Origin of the sequence: Paraburkholderia sp. Cy-641 (assembly GCF_011752945.1) — a bacterium.
GTDB lineage: Bacteria > Pseudomonadota > Gammaproteobacteria > Burkholderiales > Burkholderiaceae > Paraburkholderia.
This window is the reverse complement of sequence record NZ_VWWM01000057.1, coordinates 1-19,323: the sequence shown is the minus strand read 5'-3', so window position 1 is coordinate 19,323 and position 19,323 is coordinate 1. Positions and strand designations below refer to the sequence as shown.

Genomic DNA, 19,323 nt, shown 5'->3' with positions numbered 1-19,323 from the left:
GCCGCAGTCGTGGGCGGAGCCGCCCTCGCCATGACGTCGGAGCAGGCTTGCGCGCAAAGTTCGATCACGCTGTACGGCGTCGCCGACGTCAGCGTGCGCTATCTGACGAACTCGAACGCCCGGAACGACAACCGCCTGTACATGACGAACGGCGCGATCACCAATAGCCGCTGGGGTCTGCGCGGCTCGGAAGACCTGGGTCACGGCATGAAGGCGATCTTCGATCTGGAAAGCGGCATCAACCTGCAGGACGGCTCGGCATCGGACAGCCATCGCATCTTCAACCGCAACGCGTACGTGGGCCTGAGCAGCCCGTACGGCACGCTCACGCTCGGTCGCCAGAAGACGCCGCTGTTCGATCTGCTCGGCGATACCTACGACCCGCTCACGGTCGGCAACTACAACGAGAACTCGTGGTTGCCGGGCGCGCTCGGCGCGGGGCTCTACGCCGACAACGCGGTCAAATATAGCGGCACGTTCCAGGGCCTGACGGTGGCCGCGATGTACTCGTTCGGCACGAACTCGACCTCGACCGGCGAGGACGGCTTCTCGGGCCAGGTGCCGGGCCATCTCGGCGCCGGCAATATGTACGGCTTCACGCTGTCGTACGTGGCGGGTCCGCTGTCGGTCGCGGCCGGCGTGCAGCAAAACAGCGACAACGGCAATCGCAAGCAGACCGTCTTCAATGCCAACGCGGTTTATGCGTTCAGCGCGGCGAAGCTGTACGTCGGCTATCTGCATTCGAAGGACGACACGGGCTTCGTCGACAGCGCGCTCGCGCAGCAGACGCTCGTGCCGGGTGTCGATATCGTCCAGGGCTCGGGGCGCATCGACAACGGCCCGTTCGCCGGCGTCACGTGGCAGGCCACGCGCGCGCTCACGCTGACGGGCGCGGCGTACTACGACCATATGTCGAACGCGGCAATCGGCAACGGCGAACTGGGCAGCGGCTATCGCTACACGTTCGTGGCGTTGGCCGAGTACGCGCTGTCGAAGCGCACCGAGGTGTACGGCACCGTCGACTTCGACAAGGTGTCGGGCGCCGCATCGGTCGAACTGCCGGGCCGCAACAACCAGACCGGCATCGCGCTCGGTCTGCGAACGATTTTCTGACGCGGATGGGGCCCGCGCAGGCCCCTCTCGCGGCATAAAAAAACCCGGTATCCGTTGTGGCGGATACCGGGTTTTTTGCGTCGACTCGCCGGATCGGCAAGCGACGCGCACATAAAAAAGGTGCCGCGAACGGCACCTTTTTCTACTGCATGAACTACAGGCTTCTGCGGAAGCTTAGAAGCGGTGACGCAGGCCGACCGTAGCAGCCGTCTGGTTCTTCGACGACGACGTCGGAACCGAGTTGTCGCCGCTGTAGATCGAAGCCACGCCGCCATCGCCCATTGCGTGCTGGTACACGGCCTGAGCGTAGACGTCGGTGCGACGCGACAGCGAGTAGTCAGCCTGCAGGCCGATCTGGTGGTAACGGGTCTTCATGTCGTTACCGTCGGCGTTGACGCCGTAGCCGCGTGCGTCGGTGAACGTGTACGCGATGCCGAGGCCGAGAGCCGGGGTCAGGTTGTACTTGCCGTTGATTTCGTAGTTGTTGGTGTAGCCTTGACGCTGACCGTCCGCTGCGCCGACCAGGTTGTCGACGCGCGATTGCGTCCAGGCCACGCCGACCAGCGCCGGGCCGAAGCCGTACGAAGCTGCCGCGCCGAACTGACGCTGACGGAAGTTGCCTTCCAGAACGCCCGAGGTGTTCGCCAGCACGCCGTCCGATGCGCCGCCGTTGCCGTTCGGGTTGTTCTGTTGCGCGTAGGCAGCACCGAGGTGCAGGCCTTGCCACTGGTATGCAGCACCCAGGCTGTACTGGCGGTTGTTCGCGAATGCGCCAGCCTGGTTCGAGAAGCCGTACGTGCCGCCGAACGTGAAGCCTGCGTAGTTAGCGCTCGAGTACTTGATCGAGTTGTTGACCGACAGACCGCCGTTGGTGTTCAGGTTGTCGTTGTTGAACGGGTGCGCGAACGACGTGCCGCCCCAGCTGCCCGTTGCGGTCAGCGGCGCGAGGTAGTCCTGCACTGCGTCGTACTGGCGACCCAGCGTGACCGTACCGAATTGCGCGCTCGACAGGCCGACGAATGCCTGACGGTTGAACATGCCGTTGTTGTTGGCGAACTTGCCGTTGTTGATGTCGAAGCCGCTTTCCAACGTGAAGATTGCCTTCAGACCGTTGCCCAGGTCTTCCGAACCGCGCAGGCCGAACATGCTCTGGCTGATGCCGCCGCTACCTGCTGCCCACTTGGAATGGCCAGCAACGTTGCTGGTGTACGTCAGGCCCGCGTCGAGCACACCATACAGGGTCACGCTGCTTTGTGCGTGAGCGACCGATGCGACCGATGCGGCAGCCGCGACGACGATAAGACTCTTTTTCATGGGAACTCCAATTCGAAAAATTTTCACGGGGAGCAGGACTTGCCTCGGCAGCGGGACGCATCGCATCTGCTGCCGCCTTGTCGGCCGAACGCTCGGATCGACGGGGCACCCTTCAAGCGAAGCGTGAGTGTAGGTGGACACCCTAATAGCGACGCAGGTAGTTTGCGCAACAGGATTTTTCAAAATTCGCAACAATGTTCGGACAGGTGGCGTTAAGTAGTTGTTTTTCCGACGTTTATTGCAAAATAATGACAGGAGTTCGGTTGCCTTAGCCAAAATCAACTTTCAACATCTCAATCTTCGAAGTTGCGTGTTTGCAACGCTCTTTAATACGCGTGACGTAATCGGGTCGGAACGATTCGTGAATATCGCCGACTAATTTTTTGTAATAAAAGGCGATTGAAGAGAGGGTTTTGGGCGGCGTGCGAAATTTATTTTTTAATTCCGGGAACTTAGTAAAGTTAATGCTGTCATTTTCGCGATAAGACCCACGACGTCGAAATTACCGAATGGATTGCGACGCAATCCATTTATTTCACGATTACATGCGGATACCTGCGTATCGGCTATGTGCCGCGTGCAGGCAAGCCCGCTCAGCCTCGCTGCTCAATGCTCCCGGCTTCCGCCGGTTCAGACGCGGCTGCCAATAAAAAACCGCCTTCACGGCGGTTTTTCTGATTCTGGCTTCGGTTCGCGGTTTTTCCGCGCCGATTAAGGCTTGCGTGCCGCGCACGAAGAAGCCTTCAGCACGGGTGTTGCCCGGAGGTGAATTGCGACGCCGACCGTCGCGTGACAAAACCCGTGCTGAAAGCGGATGGCCTACGTCAATAAGCCTTCCCGTCTTTATTTAACGGCCTGACTGCTGTGGTTTTCACACGGAGTTTCCCTGATTCCACGGTCTCCCGGCTTATGGTCGGCGCTACGGGTGCCTGGGCGCGCCCCCGTCTTCGGGAAGATGATGCGCGCTGCTCCGTGACACACCGCCGAACGCCTGGTGACGATCGAGCCGCGAGCCCCGCGCGTCATCCGTCGATACCGCGAGGAACGGCTCCAGCCCGAAAAGCCACGCAAAACAGAAAGCGGCTCGCGTCAGTGCCCGCGCCGGCCGTTGCGGCATGTCTTCGCCGGCGCCGTCGAGCGGCGTGCTCGCCAACGGCTGGGATGGGATCGTCTCGGCGGCGGTATGGTCAGCTCGCATGATGGTTCTCGTTATTGATATGGTGTGGAAGCCGACCTGTCACCAACGACATGCCATTCTCCGGGCAACGGATTCTTCGTCCCGTTTGAAACAAGACTATCGTCACGCAAGGTGCCGCTCTGTGCGCTGGCCCGCCAAAGAAGGCGATGGAGTCGGCGGGTGGAATGCAGGGAAGCTGCGCCTTCGCTCAGGCGCACTGTCCGAGGCCCGATGCCGGCCAGTCACGCCGTGTCGCCACGCTGTCTTGTCGCGGCACGAGCCGCCCGCGCCGCAAGCCGGCATTTCCAGGCCGGTCAAGCTCGTCGGCTCGTCGATTGTCATGGTATATCCATGCAGTGCGGCCCCATCCGCCGACCCGGTGCCGCGCCCGCCGTCCCGCTGTCCATTCTCAAACGCCTATCGAAGGACTTCCGCCGATGCAGAGCCCGCTGATCGCCTATACGCCGCCCTCTTCCTACGTCAGCCATGCCGCCGCGTTCCGGAGCGGCGCGACGAGCCCGCTCGCGCTGCTGGAAACCGGGCTCGCGCGCCTCGACGCCCGCGAGCACGAGGTTCGCGCGTTCGTCGCGCTGGCCCTCGAACGCGCGCGCGCCGAGGCGCAACGCTCGACGCAACGCTGGCTCGACGGCAAGCCGCTGTCGCCGCTCGACGGCATCACGATCGGCGTCAAGGACATCATCGAAACGGCGGACCTGCCGACCGCCCAAGGCTCGCCGATGTGGACCGGCACGCAGACGCGGCGCGATGCGGCTAGCGTGCAGGCGTTGCGCCAGGCTGGCGCGATCATCGTCGGCAAGACCTCGACGGCCGAATTCGCGGCCACCGAAATGTTCTCGAGCACGGCCAACCCTCACGATCCGCAGCGCACGCCCGGCGGTTCGAGCGCCGGATCGGCCGCGGCGGTCGGCGCGGGCTTCGTGCCGCTCGCCCTCGGCAGCCAGGTGGTGGGTTCGACGATCCGGCCGGCCAGCTATTGCGGCTGCATCGGCTTCAAGCCGACCTATGGCGCACTGAACCGCAGCGGCAGCTTCGACCACCTGAGCCACAGCGCCGCCGGCCTGCTCGGCACGACGCTCGACGACGTCTGGGCAGCGGCTCGCGCCATCGCCTCGCGGGTCGGCGGCGATCCCGGCCATGCGGGTCTCATGGGCCCCGACACCTTGCCGGACACGCGCGCGCCGCGCCGCCTCGTGCTGCTCGAAACCGCGGGCTTGAGCGCGGCGACGCCCGGCGCGCGTGCGGCGCTCGATGCCGCGGCGGCCTGGCTGCGCGAACGCGGCGTGGAAGTCGTCACCCGCGCGCAGGCAGAGGTGGTCGAACAATTCGAACGGGAGCTGGCAGACGGCCTGCTGGAACTGACGCTGTCGATCATCGCGTGGGAATCGCGCTGGCCGCTCGAAGGCTACGCACAGACCAACGCGAGCGCGATTAGCCATGCGCTGCTGCGGCGCCTCGCCAATGCCACGGCGATGACCCAGCACGACTATGCGACTGCGCTCGCGCGCCGCGCGAGGCTGCGCGACACGTTCGCCGAGCTGATGGCGAACTGCGACGGCGTCGTGACGCTCGGCGCGACCGGCGCCGCGCCACGCGGCTTCACGTCGACAGGCAACCCCGGCTTCGCGGTGCCGGCATCGATTCTCGGCGTTCCCGCGCTGACGCTGCCGGCGCTGCGCGACGAGAACCTGCCGCTCGGGCTGCAGTTCATCGGCGCGGCCGGCGAGGATGCCGCGCTGTTTTCGCTGGCCCGCTGGTTCGTGAACGAGGCTGCGGGACGATGATCCGTAACCACATAGTCGGCATTGCAAATGCTTTTGCAATCAATCGATGAGGAATATGAAATAAGGCGGTCATGGACGAGTCACCCGGTTCGATTAAAAAGAACAACCCGCCCCGAAAACGGGCGACGGGCCGGATCTCTCCAAACAACTGCAGAAAAGGATCACCGAACCATGGGCAAGTACAAAGTCAAACTCGGCGAAGGGGCTGCCTTGGACGAAGAAGGAACCATGTCCGGGCATGCGCGCATGGTTGACGGCGAAGAAGACCATCCGGTTCGCAACGGCGAGGATTTCACGTCGAAGGCGGCGACCGTCGGCGTGGTGGTCGTGGGCGCCGCGCTGTTCGAGGCGGCTCTGATTCCGGGCATTCTGATCGGCGCGGCCGCGGTTCTGGCGCCCAAGTATCTGCCGAAACTGGGCGAGCGCGTACAGCCGTTGTTCAACAGCACGGTGCGCGGGGCCTACAAGTTCGGTCGCAAGGCGCGTTCGGCCGTCGGCGAGGTGCGCGAGCACGTGAGCGATATCGCGGCTGAGGTGCACGCCGAAGAAGCCGCGGCGGCGGACGGAATCGCGCCGGCCGTCGAGCCCGCCAAAGCCTGATTCCGCCGCTTTGCAGCGCCAGCACGTTGCCTGGGTGCCGTTCCAACCGGCAGGAAGGACTGCACCCTTTCTCCTGCCCCACGTCGATCTTTCATGAGTCAAGTTCCCCACTCTGGTGCCGCTCACCATGACGCCGCGCCTGCGGTAACGAACGATCCACAGCCGCGGCCGGAAGCGTCACCGACGCCGCCGGCGCAGGAGAGCCGTGCCGCCGAACCGGCCAGCAAAAAGAAGCACGTGATCCGTATCGAGCACAAGGTGCCGGGACGCGTGCGCATGCGTATTCCTGGCGCGAAGCACAATCCCGCGTATCTGGAGATGTTCCAGAACGTCTTCATGTCGATTCCCGGCATCACCAAGGTCAAGGCCAAGCACGATACCGGCAGCATCGTGATCCATTACGACCTGAAGCGGGAACGCGAATTCCAGGCGCATTTCCATCACTACTGTGCGCAGAACGACATGTCGGTGCACGCCGCGCTGCCCGGTGATGAGATCGGCGAGATTGCGAAGAAGATCGAAGCCGAGGCCGAGTTCCTGGCCGAGCGCTCCCATACGGTGCGCGTGGCGGTCGACACGATCAGGAAGCTCGACTACCAGATCAAGTCGTTGAGCGGCAACACCATCGATCTGAAGATCGTTCTCGTGGCCGGGCTGGCCGTCGTGACCTTCGCCGAAATCGGTGCCGAGGCGGCGACCCCCATGTGGGTGACGCTTGCGTTGTTCGCCGCCAATCATTTTGTCGAGTTGAAACACGAAGGGCACGCGGCGCCAGCGGCCGCGCCGATGTCTTCGGCCGCACGCTGAGCCAACCGGAAGCCACATGGAATTTTCCATCCGTCACGCGATCCCCGGTCGCGTGCGCCTGCACGTGCCCGTGCTGTGCGCACCGTCCCCGCTCGCCGAATCCGCGCTGTCGTGGCTCCAACAACAGGATTTCATCGACGACGCCTGCATCAAATACGATTGCGCGAGCCTGATTATTCATTACGAGCCCACGAAACTCGACGAGGTCGATGCGCTGCTCGAAATGCTCGAAGGCTTCAGCCTGGCCGATCTCGGGCAACTGCTCCAGTACCTCGATCCGACCGGCGGCGCGCGCGCGGTCGGTGCCGCGCGCAGTCAGACGGTGCCGGAGCGGCCGCGCTGGCCGTTGGCGTTGCCGAGTCTGTCGCTGGCCATGGCGTTCTCGTCGAATCCCGTGCTGTTCGCGCTCAACGTCCCGTTGATGCTGCACAACGCATTCCCGATCTTCAGGCGTGCCTGGCATGTCTGGCGTACCGAGCAGCGTCTGAACGTCGACTTCCTCGATACGCTGGCGATTTCGGTGTCGATCGGCCAGGGCAACATGGTGACGGGCGGCGTGATTACCTGGCTGATCCGCCTTGGCGACTGGATTCGCGATCTGACCGCGGCCGGCTCGAAGCGCGCCGTGACCGAGCTGCTCGAATTCCAGAGCAAGACGGCCTGGGTGGTGCGCGACGGCGAAATCGTCGCCGTTCCGGCAACCGAACTCGCGGTCGACGATTCAGTGGTGGTCTATCCGGGGGAGATGATTCCGGTCGACGGCGAAATCACCCACGGCCACGGCATGATCGATCAGAAGACGATCACGGGCGAAGGCTTGCCGGTGTCGCGCAAGGCCGGCGAAGCGGTATTCGCGGCCACGGTGCTGCGCGAGGGGCAACTGACGCTGCGCGCGCTGCGCGTCGGCGCGCAAACCACTGCCGGTCAGATCGCGCACCTGGTCGACTCCGCGCCGATCGGCGACACGCGCATGCAGAACCACGCGGAACGCTTCGCCGACCGCCTCGTGATGCCGACGCTTGGCCTCGCGATCGGCACGGCGCTGCTGTCGCGCGATTTCAACCGTTTCCTGTCGCTCGTGATCGTCGACTTCGGCACCGGCATTCGCGTCGCGGCGCCGACCGCCGTGCTGTCGTCGATGACGCACGCCGCGCGCGCCGGCATCGTGATCAAGAGTGGCGGCCATATGGAAAAGCTGGCGCAAGTCGATACCGTGGTATTCGACAAGACCGGCACGCTGAGCGTCGGCACGCCTCATGTGGTGCAGATGCAGTCGTTCATGCCGAATATTTCGTCAGAGCATCTGCTCGAACTCGCGGTGGCGGCCGAAACGCATCTGCAGCACCCGGTGGCCGAGGCGCTGCGCGAGAAAAGCCGCGAACTGCGGCTATTGCCGCCGCCTTGCGATGAGACCGAATACCGGATCGGCCTCGGCGTGGAAGGCCAGGTCAACGGCTATTACATGCATGTCGGCAGCGAGCGCTTCCTGCGCCAGAACGAAATTCGCGTCGACCACATCGCGGCCGAGCGCACGGCGATCGACGCGCGCGGCTGCTCGAGTCTGTACGTGGCGATCGACGGCAAGCTGGCCGGGCTGATCGCCTACGAAGACCGGATTCGCCCGGAGAGCCGGGACATCGTCGAGACGCTGCACCGCATGGGCATTCGCGACACGATCATGCTGACCGGCGACAACGCCGTGGTCGCGCGCGCGGTGGGCGAGCGCGTCGGGCTGACCCGTCAGGTAGCCAACATGATGCCCGCCGACAAGGCCGAGGTGATCTTGCAGTTGCAGCGGGAAGGGCGCGTCGTGGCGATGGTCGGCGACGGCATCAATGATTCGCCCGCGCTCAGCTTTGCCGATGTCGGCATCGCGATGAAATACGGCGCGGATATCACGCACGAGTCGGCCGACGTGGTGCTGATGGAAGATTCGCTGTGGAAGCTCATCAAGGCCATCGAGATTTCGCGTGGCGCGGTGGGCCTTATCAAGCAGAACTATGGAATCGTCGCGGCGATGAACGCGGTCGCCCTGGGACTGGCCCTGCCCGGCGGGCTGGTCAGCCCCGAGATCACGGCCGTCATCAGCAACGGCTCGGCGATCGTTGCCAGCCTGAACGGCATTCGACCCGCGTTGCGCCGCTCATGAAACCGTCCGCACCGGCCAGGACCGGCCACGCCATGACCTCGCAACATCGGCGCGAACTGAGCGCGGCGGTGGATAGGCTCGAACATCCGCACTTTGCCGCGCGGCTGGCCGATTATGCCGGCCAGCCGCTCAATGCGCTGGTCGAGCATTTTCCGGGCGGCCTCAACCGGCGCATGCGCGAGGTCGTGCAGTCGGCGATTTTCCGTTGCCTGGAGCTGGCGATCAACTCGCTGGACGAAGGCCCCGACGCGGTGGGCAGCGCATGGATGAGCAAGCTGATGATCGGCGCGGCCGGTGGCATCGGCGGCTTTTTCGGGGTGATGGCGCTACCGGTGGAATTGCCGTTGACCACCGCGTTGATGCTGCGCGCCATCGCCGAGATTGCGCGTGCCGAAGGCGAGGATCTGAGCCGGCTCGAGACCCGCCTCGCCTGTCTCGAGGTGTTCGCGCTCGGCACGCACGATACGCTGGGCCGACGCAATGAACTGAACGCCGGTTACTACGCCACGCGCCTGATGTTGACGAAACTGACCGTCGACGTGGCCGCGCTCATTTCGGAGCGGGGAGCGGTCAATGCCTCGACGCCGATCGTCGCCAAGCTGGTCGGCGAAATCGTCGGGCGTTTTGGCCTGATGGCGGCGGATATGTCGGCGGCCAGCATGGTGCCGGTACTCGGCGCGGTGGGCGGCGCCACCTTGAACGTCATTTTTGCGGATCACTTTCACCGTGTCGCGCGCGGACATTTCACGATCAGGCGTCTGGAACGCATCTACGACAGCGAGACCGTTCGTCATGCATATCAACAGTGCTTACAAGTGCCTGCGCCCCGGTTGCCGGCGAAGCGCGCGTCCTGACTTCGGCCTGGCGTAATGGTCAGCAAGCCGCCGAGGGGCTCCGACGCAACCGCGGTGCAATTCGCGGTCGACCTGCGCCGCATCGAGCTCAAACGCATGCGCTGGCTGGCGGGCGGCTTGCTGCTTCTGATGCTGATCCTGTTCGTCGCGACTTCGATCGCGATAGCGCGGATGCACTGGCCCTGGCTCGCCTATGTCCATGCGTTTACCGAAGCGGCGATGGTCGGCGCCTGCGCCGACTGGTTCGCGGTCGTGGCGCTGTTCCGTCATCCATTCGGCGTACCGCTGCCGCATACCGCGGTGATCGCGCGGCACAAGGTGCGGATCGGCGAGAGTTTCGGCGCTTTTGTCGCGAGCAATTTCCTGACGCCCGCGGAAGTGACGGGCCGTCTCGAAGCGATTGACGCGGCGGGCTGGGCGGCACGCTGGATTCGCGCTCCCGAGCATGCCGCGCAGGTTGCCGACCGTTTGCAGCATCTGTTTCCCTTGCTGCTCGACTCGCTGGGTAGTCGCGAAGTGCGCGACTACAGTCTCGGCCTCGTGCGCAAAGGCATCGATTCCATTGCCGCGGCGCCGCTGCTCGGCCGCTTGCTGTCGGTGCTGGTGGCGCGAGGACATCATGAGGCCACGTTCGACACCGCACTGGACCGGGCGCAGGATTTCATCGACGCGCATCAGGACAACATTCGCCGCGCGGTCTCCGGCAGCAGCGCGCGCTGGGTGCCGGGCTGGGTCGACGACAAGGTGACGGACGCGTTCCTCGCCGAGTTGCAAAAAACCATCGACGCGGCGCGTGAGGACCCCGGGCATGTCTGGCGCCGGCAGTACCGCGGCATGCTCGACGGCTTGATGACGCGTCTCGCCGACGACCCGCAACTGCTCGAAGAGGGCGAGCGGATCAAGGCGGAAGTGCTCGACGGCGCGGTGCTGGACGGCTACCTCGAATGGCTGGGCACGGAGGCCGGCGACAGGCTGCAGGTCGAACTGGCGGCGCGCGAGGGGGTGCTGCAGCAAGTCCTCGCGCGTGGCCTCGCGGCAGCCGGCGAGTGGCTCGATACGCATGCCGAGGTCAGCGTGCTGGTCAATCGCTGGGCGCAGCAGCTTGTCTACACCGCAATCGTGCCGAACCGCAGCGAGATCGGCGGCTTTATTTCGGGCGTGGTCGCCCGCTGGGATACCGCGACGCTGATCGACAAGCTCGAACTGCAAGTCGGCAAGGACCTGCAATTCATCCGTATCAACGGGACGCTGATCGGCGGACTGGTCGGATTGGGCATCTTCGTGGCGGAACGTCTGCTGTCGTGAAGCCAGCCCTTCGAGCGCGCAGCCGCCCGGCCGCGGGATGTCATGGCGCTGTCTTTACGGTTGTACAAGATGCAAACGGATGTGGCCCGGCAACCGCGCCCGAACCCCGCCGTCGTTGCCGCTGCTTTGCTTGCGCGCCGGCCAGCGCCGTCGCGCCGATGCACCATCGTCGACCCGAGAGGTAATTGCATGTCAAACCCGCTCCGCCCGATTCCCGCGCAACATGCCGAGGTAACTTCGCCATCGCAGGACGACCCGCTCGACTACCGCCATCAGAAAGAATGGCACCTCGAATCGGGCGAATCGCAGTCGCCGATCGAGATCCGCGGCGAGGACGTCACCCTGGCCGAATGCACGCCCGACGAGAACGACGCGATCGTGATGCACGTGACGGGCGAAGGCGCGAGCGTCGTCGATAACGGCAACACCGTGCAGATCGTGCCGGCGAAGAGCGCCGCGACGATTCGCGGCCGTCACTTCAGGTTGATGCAGGCGCATTTCCACGCGCCGGCCGAGCACACGATCGACGGCCTACGCCATCCGCTCGAAGGGCACTTCGTATTCAAGGCGCAGGACGGCCGGCTTGCGGTAATTGCGGTGCTATATCGCGAGGGGGCCGGCAACGAACAATTCGCCGCGCTCGTGCGCGCCGCGCAGCGCGACGTTCGCGTGCCGCTCGACTCGTTCGACGCCGCCGCGCTCGTGCCGGCCTGCATGAACTGCTACTACCACTATCTCGGCTCGCTGACGACGCCGCCGCTATCCGAAAACGTCGAATGGTACGTGCTGAACGAACCGGTCTCGCTGTCGGGTGCGGACATAGAAGCGTTCCGGCAGCACTATGCGTTCAATGCGCGCGACACGCAGCCGCTAAACGGCCGACCGCTGCTGAAATATACGTTGTGAGTCTGGGGCGATCGGCGCGCAGGACAAACGCGCCGCGCGCAAGAACAGACTCCAGGCGCGCGGCAGCGATGCCGGCTTGACCGGCTCGATCTACGTGATGCCGCGCCGCCGCTTCCCGCGGATACGGCGGCAGCAGCATGGCTCATGATGCGCGGCTCGCACTGAACCGTGCGAGCACACATGCACCTCTGAACAACGCCAGCGCGTCATTCAAAGGTGCGCGGCTCAATGCTCGGTACTCACGCGCGCCGCCTCGGGGCACACCGGGTCCTTGCCCCAATGCCCGTCGCACACGCGCCAGCGGCACAGCTGATCCTCGAAGAAGCCCCGCTCGCCGCAGGCCTTGACCTGTTCCGCGAGCGTCAGCGGCTTGCCGGCCTGCGCTTTCGCCTTCGTCGTATGCACGGCGGCGTCCTTGCCGTTCGCGGGCTTCGTGCGAGCGACCAGCACGGCCAGCAGATCGGCATCGGAATCATCCTTCTGGCCGGTCGCGCGCTTGTCGTGCCGCTTCTTCGCGAGAGCTTCCTCCCTGGCGTTCGCGGCATGCCCGGCGGCCTTCGCTTCGTGCCGGGTTTCGGCAGCCTTGGCCGCATGCTTGCGGTTCGGATTCGCGGACGCGCTGGCAATAGGTACGGTGGGCACGGCGCCGGCGGACGGCGCGCTCGCCCCCGCATCGCGCGCGCCGTCGGCCAGCGCGCGGGAAAGCCGGGCATCGTCCGGGACCGCCGCCGACGCACCGGCATCGGCGGCCTCATTGGCGGCCTGTTTCGCGCCGGCGGAATCGTCATCGGCCACGATGGTGGCCGCTTGCGGCGCCGAAGCGGCCGCGACCGCGGGGGCTTTCGCGCCGCTGTCCACAGCGGCAACGACCGCGGGTGTCGCGTGGCCCGCAGGCTCGCCACGCTCGAATACGTGCCACGCGCCGAAGGCGGCGGCGCCGATCACCAGCAGTGCCGCCACCGCGAGCGGCGCGCGTGAGCGCCCTTCGCGAGGCGGTGAGGCTGGCGGCACGACGCGGCCCTCGAGATTCGCGAGGATGCGTGAGCCGCCAGGCGGCGCGCCGGGCGCGTTCGCATCGGCGGCTTTGTCGGCCAGCAGGCTGGGCGGAGCTTTAGGGGTGGAGTTGTCCGGCGCACTCATTTACTGTCTCTTTCGAATCGTGCTCATTGAATCGGGCCTGTTTCACCGCAATAATACGAGGCGGCCCAGCTTCGGGCAGCGCTGATTCTAAAATCAAGCTTTACAAAAAACAATTACCACCACGCGGGTTCGCTTTTGGTCGCCATTGCTCTCGTCGTCTATTTCGCCATTGCCGTGCCGCTCGCCGCGCTATTGCTATTGCCGGCCGTGCGTGCGACGGTTTTCAGCACGCTATTCGAATTGCATAGCGTAATTATTCGTCGCGCGTCGACAAGCGCGACTCACGCGCGCAGCCACCTTTTTAGATCGGCAAGTTTTTCCCATTCGCGAATGACCGGCCTGAAAAATATACTTATCAGGCGGCGCTTGCCGATTTTCATTACCGCATGTATTCTTGCGACGCCGCCGCTGATTGCAATTGCATTGCGCGGCCATCAGCTATTTCAATACGATGACACACCCCGGGTACCGGACGAAAAAATCGCTGCCCTGCTGAACGGCGAGCAGCTGATTCCGCCGCCACCGCTGCCTCCCGAGGCCTTTACCACGAAGGAGGTCGAGCAGGTACGGCCCGAGCTGCACGATGCGAGCCGCGACTGGAATCTGCTGGATGCCGATTTTCGCACGCGCCTATTGCTCGTCTATAAAATCATGCGCGAGCAATACGGTTATGAAATGGCATTGCTGGAAGGTTACCGCAGCCCCGAGCGGCAAAACCGGCTTGCGCAAATGGGCGGCAATGTGACTAATGCGGCGGCCTTCCAAAGCTATCACCAATACGGACTGGCGGCCGACAACGCATTTCTGCGCGACGGCAAGCTCGTCATTTCAGAAAAAGACCCCTGGGCGATGCGGGGCTATCAGTTATATGGCCAGGTGGCCGAACAGGTAGGACTGACCTGGGGCGGCCGTTGGAAATTGATGGATCTGGGCCACGTCGAATATCACAAACCCGGCTTCGTACTGGGTCGCGCGCCGGCAAATGTCAAATGAGGCGCGACAGGAAATAAATGGGGAGTTTTATGGGGCGTTCATTCATTCCGCTCGGTGACAAAACCGACCTTGCCGCCCATCACGGCGACAACACCTCTGGCGGCGCCGCATCGGGCGCCGCGCCATCCGCTTCCCGCCCCGGCCGAACATGAATCCCCCTATGCGTCCCGGCTGCCACGGCCGGCTTTGCCCGAGCGCGCAGCGCACGTGACGCCCCCGCACACCACGACAAACAGCACCCAAGGCACCAGGACCTGACCGGCTTATGCAACGCCTCCTCAACGTGTTGACTCACAAGCGCACGCTCTCCATCATCGGCGTGATCGCGCTCGCTGCCGTGCTGATCATCGCCGCCGACGCACTACAGATCGACCTCGTGTGGGTCGCCGTCGTGCTCGGCGCGCTGCTCGTGATCCGGCTTCTGTTCTGGCTCTGGCAGCGCATGCGCGTGCGCCGCGCGAACCGCAAGCTCGGCGACATGCTCGAACAGCAGGCGCAGACCGAGAACGGCCCGGCCGCCCCCGCCGGGCCCACCGGGCAGGCGGATCTGGATGTGCTGCGCACCCGGCTCGTCGACGCCGTGAAGACCATCAAGACCTCGAAGATCGGTCAGCTTTCCGGCGGCTCGGCGCTCTATCAGCTGCCGTGGTACATCGTCATCGGCAACCCGGCGGCCGGCAAGAGCAGTGCCGTGCTGAACTCGGGCCTGCAGTTCCCGTTCGCCGACAAGCACAACGCCGTGGTGCACGGCATCGGCGGCACGCGCAACTGCGACTGGTTCTTCACGACGGAAGGCATCCTGCTCGACACGGCGGGCCGCTACTCTGTCCACGAGGAAGACCGCAGCGAATGGCTCGGCTTCCTCGGTCTGCTCAAGCGCTACCGTCCGAAAGCGCCGATCAACGGCATCATCGTCACCGCGAGCATCGCCGAGCTGACGGGCAACCGCCCCGAGTTCGCGATCAACCTCGCGAAGAACCTGCGCCAGCGCGTGCAGGAACTGACCGAGAAGCTCGAAGTGTTCGCGCCCGTCTACGTGATGTTCACGAAGGCCGACCTGATCACCGGCTTCACCGAGTTCTTCAGCGGCAACGACCGCCAGGAATACGACCGAGTGTGGGGCGCGACGCTGCCCTACGAGCCCGACGAGAAGCGCGACATCGTCGCGCTGTTCGACGAGCGCTTCGAGGAGCTTTACGACGGCCTCAAGGAAATCAGCATCGCGCAGATGTCGATCAGCCGCGGCAAGCAGCTTGCGCCGGGGCAACTGAGCTTCCCGCTCGAATTCTCGGCGATCAAGCCGGCGCTGCGCGCGTTCCTCGCCACGCTGTTCGAGAACAACCCGTTCCAGTACAAGCCGATCTTCCGCGGCTTCTATTTCACGAGCGCGCTGCAGGAAGGCGAGACGAACAGCGCCGCCGCGCAGCGCATCGCGAACCGCTTCGCGCTTGCCACGGACGATCTGCCCAAGCCGCACAGCGCGTTCTCGAAGAACGGCTTCTTCCTGCGCGACCTGTTCTCGAAGGTGATCTTCGCGGACCGGCAAACGGTGCGGCAATTCGCGAGCCCTGCCAAGACGCGCCTGCGCTATGGCACGTTCTTCGGTTTCGTCGCGGTGCTCGCGCTCGCGCTCGGCGGCTGGACGTGGTCGGCCATCGGCAACCAGCAGCTCGTGGCGAACGTGCAGGCCGATCTCGACAACGTCGAGCGCCTCCAGCAGAACCGCAACGACCTGCAATCGCGCCTGCAGGCGATGGACATTCTCGAAGACCGCATCGAGCAACTCGAACAGTTCCGCCGCGACCGGCCGCTCGCGGTCTCGCTCGGCCTCTATCAGGGCGACCGGCTCGAACAGCATCTGCTGCAGGAGTACTACAGCGGCGTGAAGCAGATCATGCTCACGCCCGTCTCGCAGAATCTCGCCTCGTTCCTCAAGGACGTCGACGCGCACCCCGAACTGCTGGCGCCGCTCTCGCACGCGCCCGATGCGGGCGCGACGCCCGTCTCGGCGCACGCGGCGATGGCGGCCGCGAACCAGGGCGGCCTCTATAGCGACGCCTCGCCCACCAGCGTCGAAGACGCCTACAACGCGCTCAAGACCTACCTGATGCTCTCCGACAAGCGCCACGTCGAAGCGGCGCACCTGAGCGACCAGATCGCGCGCTTCTGGCGCGGCTGGCTCGAAACGAATCGCGGCAACATGCCGCGCGACGAGATGATCAAGAGCGCCGAGCGCATGATTACGTTCTACCTCTCGCGCGTCTCCGACGACGACTGGCCGATGATCGACGCGAACCTCGCGCTCGTCGACCAGACGCGCGAAGACCTGCGCCACGTGGTGCGCGGCATGCCGGCCCGCCAGCGCGTCTACGAGGAGATCAAGGCGCGCGCCTCGACGCGCTTCGCGCCGATGACGGTCGCGCGCATCGTCGGCGACACCAACACTTCGCTGATCGCGGGCAGCTACGCAATTTCCGGCACCTTCACGCGCGAGGCGTGGTTCCAGTACGTGCAGCCCGCGATCCGCGACGCCGCGACGAAGGAGCTGCAGGCGAAGGACTGGGTGCTCAACACCTCGGCGCAGGACGATCTCACGCTCGAAGGCAGCCCCGAGCAGATCCAGAAGGCGCTCGTCGCGATGTACAAGACCGAATATGCGGAGAACTGGCAGAAGTTCATGCAGGGCATCGCCGTGCAGGACTTCGGCACGTTCGGTCAGGCCGTCGACGCGATGAACCGCCTCGGCGACCCGCAGGACTCGCCGATCCGCAAGATCCTCGAAACCGCCTACGACCAGACCTCCTGGGACAACCCCTCGCTCGTGCACGTGAGCATCAAGCACGCGGAAAGCGGCGTGATGGGCTGGGTCAAGCAGTGGTTCTCGCGCAGCCCGGTCACGGCCAACCTCGACCTCAACGGCAATCCGGTCGAACCGTCGATGGGCCCGATCGGCCAGGCGTTCGCGGGGCTCGGCCGCATGGTCGTCACGCACGACAACGCGTCGCTGCTCGGCGGCTACATGGACACGCTCTCGAAGGTGCGCACGCGGCTGAACCTCATCAAGAACCAGGGCGACCCGGGTCCGGGCGCGCGTCAGCTGATGCAGCAAACGCTCGACGGCAACGGCTCCGAACTCGCCGATTCGCTGAAGTTCGTCGACGAACAGATGCTCACGGGCCTGACCGACACGCAGCGCAAAACGCTGCGCCCGCTGCTCGTGCGGCCGCTCATGCAGGCCTATGCGGTCGTGATCCAGCCGGCGAGCGTGGAAGTCAACAAGGTGTGGAACGCGCAGGTGTACCAGCCGTTCCAGGCTTCGCTTGCCAACAAGTACCCGTTCTCGGGCACCGCGAAGGTCGAGGCCGGCGCCAGCGAAATCGCCCAGATGTTCGGGCCGGACGGCGCGATCTCGAAGTTCGTCGGCACGACGCTCGGGCCGCTCGCCGTGCGCCGCGGCGACACGCTCTCGGCGCGGACCTGGGGCGACATGGGTCTCGCGCTCACGCCCGACTTCACCAGCGGCTTCGCGCGCTGGGTGGCGCCGCTCTCGGGCGGCGCGGCAGGCGCGGGCGCCGGCGGCGCGAGCGAGCCGCAGACCGTGTTCCAGATCCTGCCGCAGCCTTCGAGCGGCACGACCGAGTACACGATCGCCATCGACGGCCAGCAGATGCGCTACCGCAACACGCCGCCGCAGTGGAGCAACTTCGTGTGGCCCAATCCGCAGGGCACGCCGGGCGCCTCGCTGTCGGCCACCACGTTCGACGGCCGCACGATCCAGCTCGTCAACGAGCCGGGCCGCTACGGTCTCGAGAAGCTCATCAACTCGGCGCAACGCACGCGTCATCCGGACGGCACGTTCGACCTCACGTGGACGCAAGGCAGCGTGACAGTATCGGTCAGCATGCGCATCGTCAGCAGCTCGCAGCCCACCGCCGCGAGCGCCAGCGCGCCGCAACAGCAAGGCCTGAGCGGCGTGCAGTTGCCCTCGTCGATCGCCAGCACCGGCGCGGCCAACCCGGCTGCGGCCGCAGCTACGAGCGGCACCGGCACGGCCCCCGCCACCGTGGCGACGACGCCCAACCAGACAGGAGGAACCGCGCAATGACGCAGTCCGTTCAGGCGCAGATCGCGTACTTCGGCAAGATTCCGTCGCGCGGCGACTTCGTCAAAAGTGCGCACAATCCGCAGTTGCTGCAAACGCTAGACCGCTGGATCGCCCAGGCCATGGAACTGCTCGCCGACGACCCGCGCTGGAAGATCGTTTACGGCGACGCCCAGCCGATGCATTTCGCGTTTCTCGGCTCGCAGAGCAAGCTCGCGATCGCGGGGCACATGGTGGCGAGCCACGATCAGTCGTCGCGGCGCTTTCCGTTTCTCGCCGCCACGGCGCTCGAAGTCGAGCAGCCGCTCGCCTTCCTCGCGCGCAGCCCGCTCGCGTTCGCGCGGCTGTGGTCGCGCGCCGCCCAGCAGATGCAGCCGCTGCTCGGCGCGAATGAACCGGCCGGCGCGCTGCAGGCGCTCGGCGAAACCCAGGTGCCGGTGGACGTGGGCGGCACGGGCAACCCGCACGACGGCACCTTCAACGACTTCGTCGAGCACCAGACGCTCGAAGGCCTCGAACGGATGCTGCTCGCGAGCGGCCACCCGGTGCGCCTGCGCGGCGCGATGCTCGCGCTCGGCTCACTGCTGCGGCCCGTGATGACGAGCGGCTCGTCGCATCTGGAGCGCGGCCTCACGCTGCCGCTGCCGACCGACCCGTTCTACCGCAGCCTCGTCGCCGCGTTCTGGCTGGAGCTGATCGCGCCGTTCGTCTCGAAGGCCGACTTCGAACTCGCGATCTTCATCGGCACGATCGCGCAGCGCGAGCGGCTCATCGTCGGCTTCAACGGCGCCTCGGCCAAGACCCTGCACAGCGTGGTCGATCCGCAAACCTACTCCGCTCACAACATCGATATCGACGATCCCGAGTGGGTCGACGATCACGCACAAAGCGACCATGGCATCAGCAAACTCGTCAGCTACCTCGATCAGCCGCAACTGTCGCTGCGGCTGGCGATCGACACGTTCCGCGAAGCGTTCGTTGGGGAGGCCGGCCATGCGCGTCGCGCATAAGCGCGCGCAGCCCGCGCGCACGCTACGGGCCACGGCGCTGGCCGCGGGGCG

At 65.2% G+C, this 19,323-nt stretch carries 14 protein-coding genes; 11 read left to right on the top strand and 3 right to left on the bottom strand.

Annotated elements, in window-relative coordinates; genetic code table 11:
* The first annotated feature begins 30 nt into the window (after positions 1 to 30).
* On the top strand, positions 31 to 1,113 hold the full coding sequence (locus tag F3J20_RS25300) for a porin (RefSeq protein ID WP_167050161.1): 1,083 nt from the start codon (positions 31 to 33) through the stop codon (positions 1,111 to 1,113).
* A 174-nt stretch (positions 1,114 to 1,287) separates the two neighbouring features.
* Here the strand turns inward: F3J20_RS25300 and F3J20_RS25295 are convergent, their stop codons facing one another.
* Both F3J20_RS25295 and F3J20_RS31900 read right to left on the bottom strand, forming a co-directional pair.
* Entirely contained in the window at positions 1,288 to 2,427 is a 1,140-nt protein-coding gene (locus F3J20_RS25295) for a porin (protein WP_167050121.1), read from the bottom strand.
* Positions 2,428 to 3,346: 919 nt separating this feature from the next.
* Complete coding sequence (locus F3J20_RS31900; protein WP_205299368.1) at positions 3,347 to 3,625, bottom strand: hypothetical protein; 279 nt, start codon at positions 3,623 to 3,625, stop codon at positions 3,347 to 3,349.
* A gap of 416 nt (positions 3,626 to 4,041) precedes the next feature.
* Here F3J20_RS31900 and F3J20_RS25285 point away from each other — a divergent pair, with 416 nt between their 5' ends.
* The 7 genes from F3J20_RS25285 to F3J20_RS25255 all read left to right on the top strand — a co-directional run bounded on the left by F3J20_RS25285 (position 4,042) and on the right by F3J20_RS25255 (position 12,027).
* Complete coding sequence (locus F3J20_RS25285) at positions 4,042 to 5,406, top strand: amidase (RefSeq protein ID WP_167284906.1); 1,365 nt, start codon at positions 4,042 to 4,044, stop codon at positions 5,404 to 5,406.
* Between the two features lie 33 nt (positions 5,407 to 5,439).
* Positions 5,440 to 6,006 carry a DUF5132 domain-containing protein gene (locus tag F3J20_RS25280; RefSeq protein WP_205299367.1) on the top strand — a complete coding sequence of 189 codons (567 nt, stop codon included), beginning with the start codon at positions 5,440 to 5,442 and terminating at the stop codon, positions 6,004 to 6,006.
* Between the two features lie 93 nt (positions 6,007 to 6,099).
* Positions 6,100 to 6,813 carry an HMA2 domain-containing protein gene (locus F3J20_RS25275; RefSeq protein WP_167284904.1) on the top strand — a complete coding sequence of 238 codons (714 nt, stop codon included), beginning with the start codon at positions 6,100 to 6,102 and terminating at the stop codon, positions 6,811 to 6,813.
* 16 nt (positions 6,814 to 6,829) lie between these two features.
* Positions 6,830 to 8,962: a heavy metal translocating P-type ATPase gene (locus tag F3J20_RS25270; protein ID WP_167284902.1), complete on the top strand. Its 2,133-nt coding sequence runs from the start codon at positions 6,830 to 6,832 to the stop codon at positions 8,960 to 8,962.
* A gap of 173 nt (positions 8,963 to 9,135) precedes the next feature.
* Entirely contained in the window at positions 9,136 to 9,816 is a 681-nt protein-coding gene (locus tag F3J20_RS25265; protein ID WP_240159373.1) for an EcsC family protein, read from the top strand.
* Positions 9,817 to 9,870: 54 nt separating this feature from the next.
* Entirely contained in the window at positions 9,871 to 11,121 is a 1,251-nt protein-coding gene (locus tag F3J20_RS25260) for a DUF445 domain-containing protein (RefSeq protein WP_167284901.1), read from the top strand.
* A 189-nt stretch (positions 11,122 to 11,310) separates the two neighbouring features.
* On the top strand, positions 11,311 to 12,027 hold the full coding sequence (locus F3J20_RS25255; protein ID WP_167284899.1) for a carbonic anhydrase family protein: 717 nt from the start codon (positions 11,311 to 11,313) through the stop codon (positions 12,025 to 12,027).
* Between the two features lie 225 nt (positions 12,028 to 12,252).
* On the opposite strand, the gene F3J20_RS25250 is transcribed toward F3J20_RS25255, so the two are convergent.
* Entirely contained in the window at positions 12,253 to 13,167 is a 915-nt protein-coding gene (locus tag F3J20_RS25250; protein WP_167284898.1) for a hypothetical protein, read from the bottom strand.
* Positions 13,168 to 13,302: 135 nt separating this feature from the next.
* Here F3J20_RS25250 and F3J20_RS25245 point away from each other — a divergent pair, with 135 nt between their 5' ends.
* From F3J20_RS25245 to tagF, 3 genes are all read left to right on the top strand, one after another.
* A complete protein-coding gene (locus tag F3J20_RS25245; protein WP_167050105.1) occupies positions 13,303 to 14,160 on the top strand; it encodes a M15 family metallopeptidase in 858 nt (285 codons plus the stop codon).
* A gap of 265 nt (positions 14,161 to 14,425) precedes the next feature.
* A complete protein-coding gene (gene tssM, locus F3J20_RS25240; protein WP_167284896.1) occupies positions 14,426 to 18,265 on the top strand; it encodes a type VI secretion system membrane subunit TssM in 3,840 nt (1,279 codons plus the stop codon).
* Positions 18,262 to 19,272, top strand: a complete 1,011-nt coding sequence (gene tagF / locus F3J20_RS25235) for a type VI secretion system-associated protein TagF (protein WP_167284890.1) — start codon at positions 18,262 to 18,264, stop codon at positions 19,270 to 19,272. Before tssM ends, tagF begins: the two co-directional genes overlap by 4 nt.
* Positions 19,273 to 19,323: the final 51 nt, after the last annotated feature.

Bases quoted from the DNA above. Each gene is read 5' to 3' on its own strand.
- F3J20_RS25295 (WP_167050121.1), bottom strand. From the start codon at position 2,427: ATGAAAAAGAGTCTTATCGTCGTCGCGGCTGCCGCATCGGTCGCATCG.
- F3J20_RS31900 (WP_205299368.1), bottom strand. From the start codon at position 3,625: ATGCGAGCTGACCATACCGCCGCCGAGACGATCCCATCCCAGCCGTTG.
- F3J20_RS25255 (WP_167284899.1), top strand. From the start codon at position 11,311: ATGTCAAACCCGCTCCGCCCGATTCCCGCGCAACATGCCGAGGTAACT.
- F3J20_RS25270 (WP_167284902.1), top strand. From the start codon at position 6,830: ATGGAATTTTCCATCCGTCACGCGATCCCCGGTCGCGTGCGCCTGCAC.
- F3J20_RS25250 (WP_167284898.1), bottom strand. From the start codon at position 13,167: ATGAGTGCGCCGGACAACTCCACCCCTAAAGCTCCGCCCAGCCTGCTG.
- tagF (WP_167284890.1), top strand. From the start codon at position 18,262: ATGACGCAGTCCGTTCAGGCGCAGATCGCGTACTTCGGCAAGATTCCG.
- F3J20_RS25275 (WP_167284904.1), top strand. From the start codon at position 6,100: ATGAGTCAAGTTCCCCACTCTGGTGCCGCTCACCATGACGCCGCGCCT.
- F3J20_RS25285 (WP_167284906.1), top strand. From the start codon at position 4,042: ATGCAGAGCCCGCTGATCGCCTATACGCCGCCCTCTTCCTACGTCAGC.
- tssM (WP_167284896.1), top strand. From the start codon at position 14,426: ATGCAACGCCTCCTCAACGTGTTGACTCACAAGCGCACGCTCTCCATC.
- F3J20_RS25300 (WP_167050161.1), top strand. From the start codon at position 31: ATGACGTCGGAGCAGGCTTGCGCGCAAAGTTCGATCACGCTGTACGGC.
- F3J20_RS25265 (WP_240159373.1), top strand. From the start codon at position 9,136: ATGCGCGAGGTCGTGCAGTCGGCGATTTTCCGTTGCCTGGAGCTGGCG.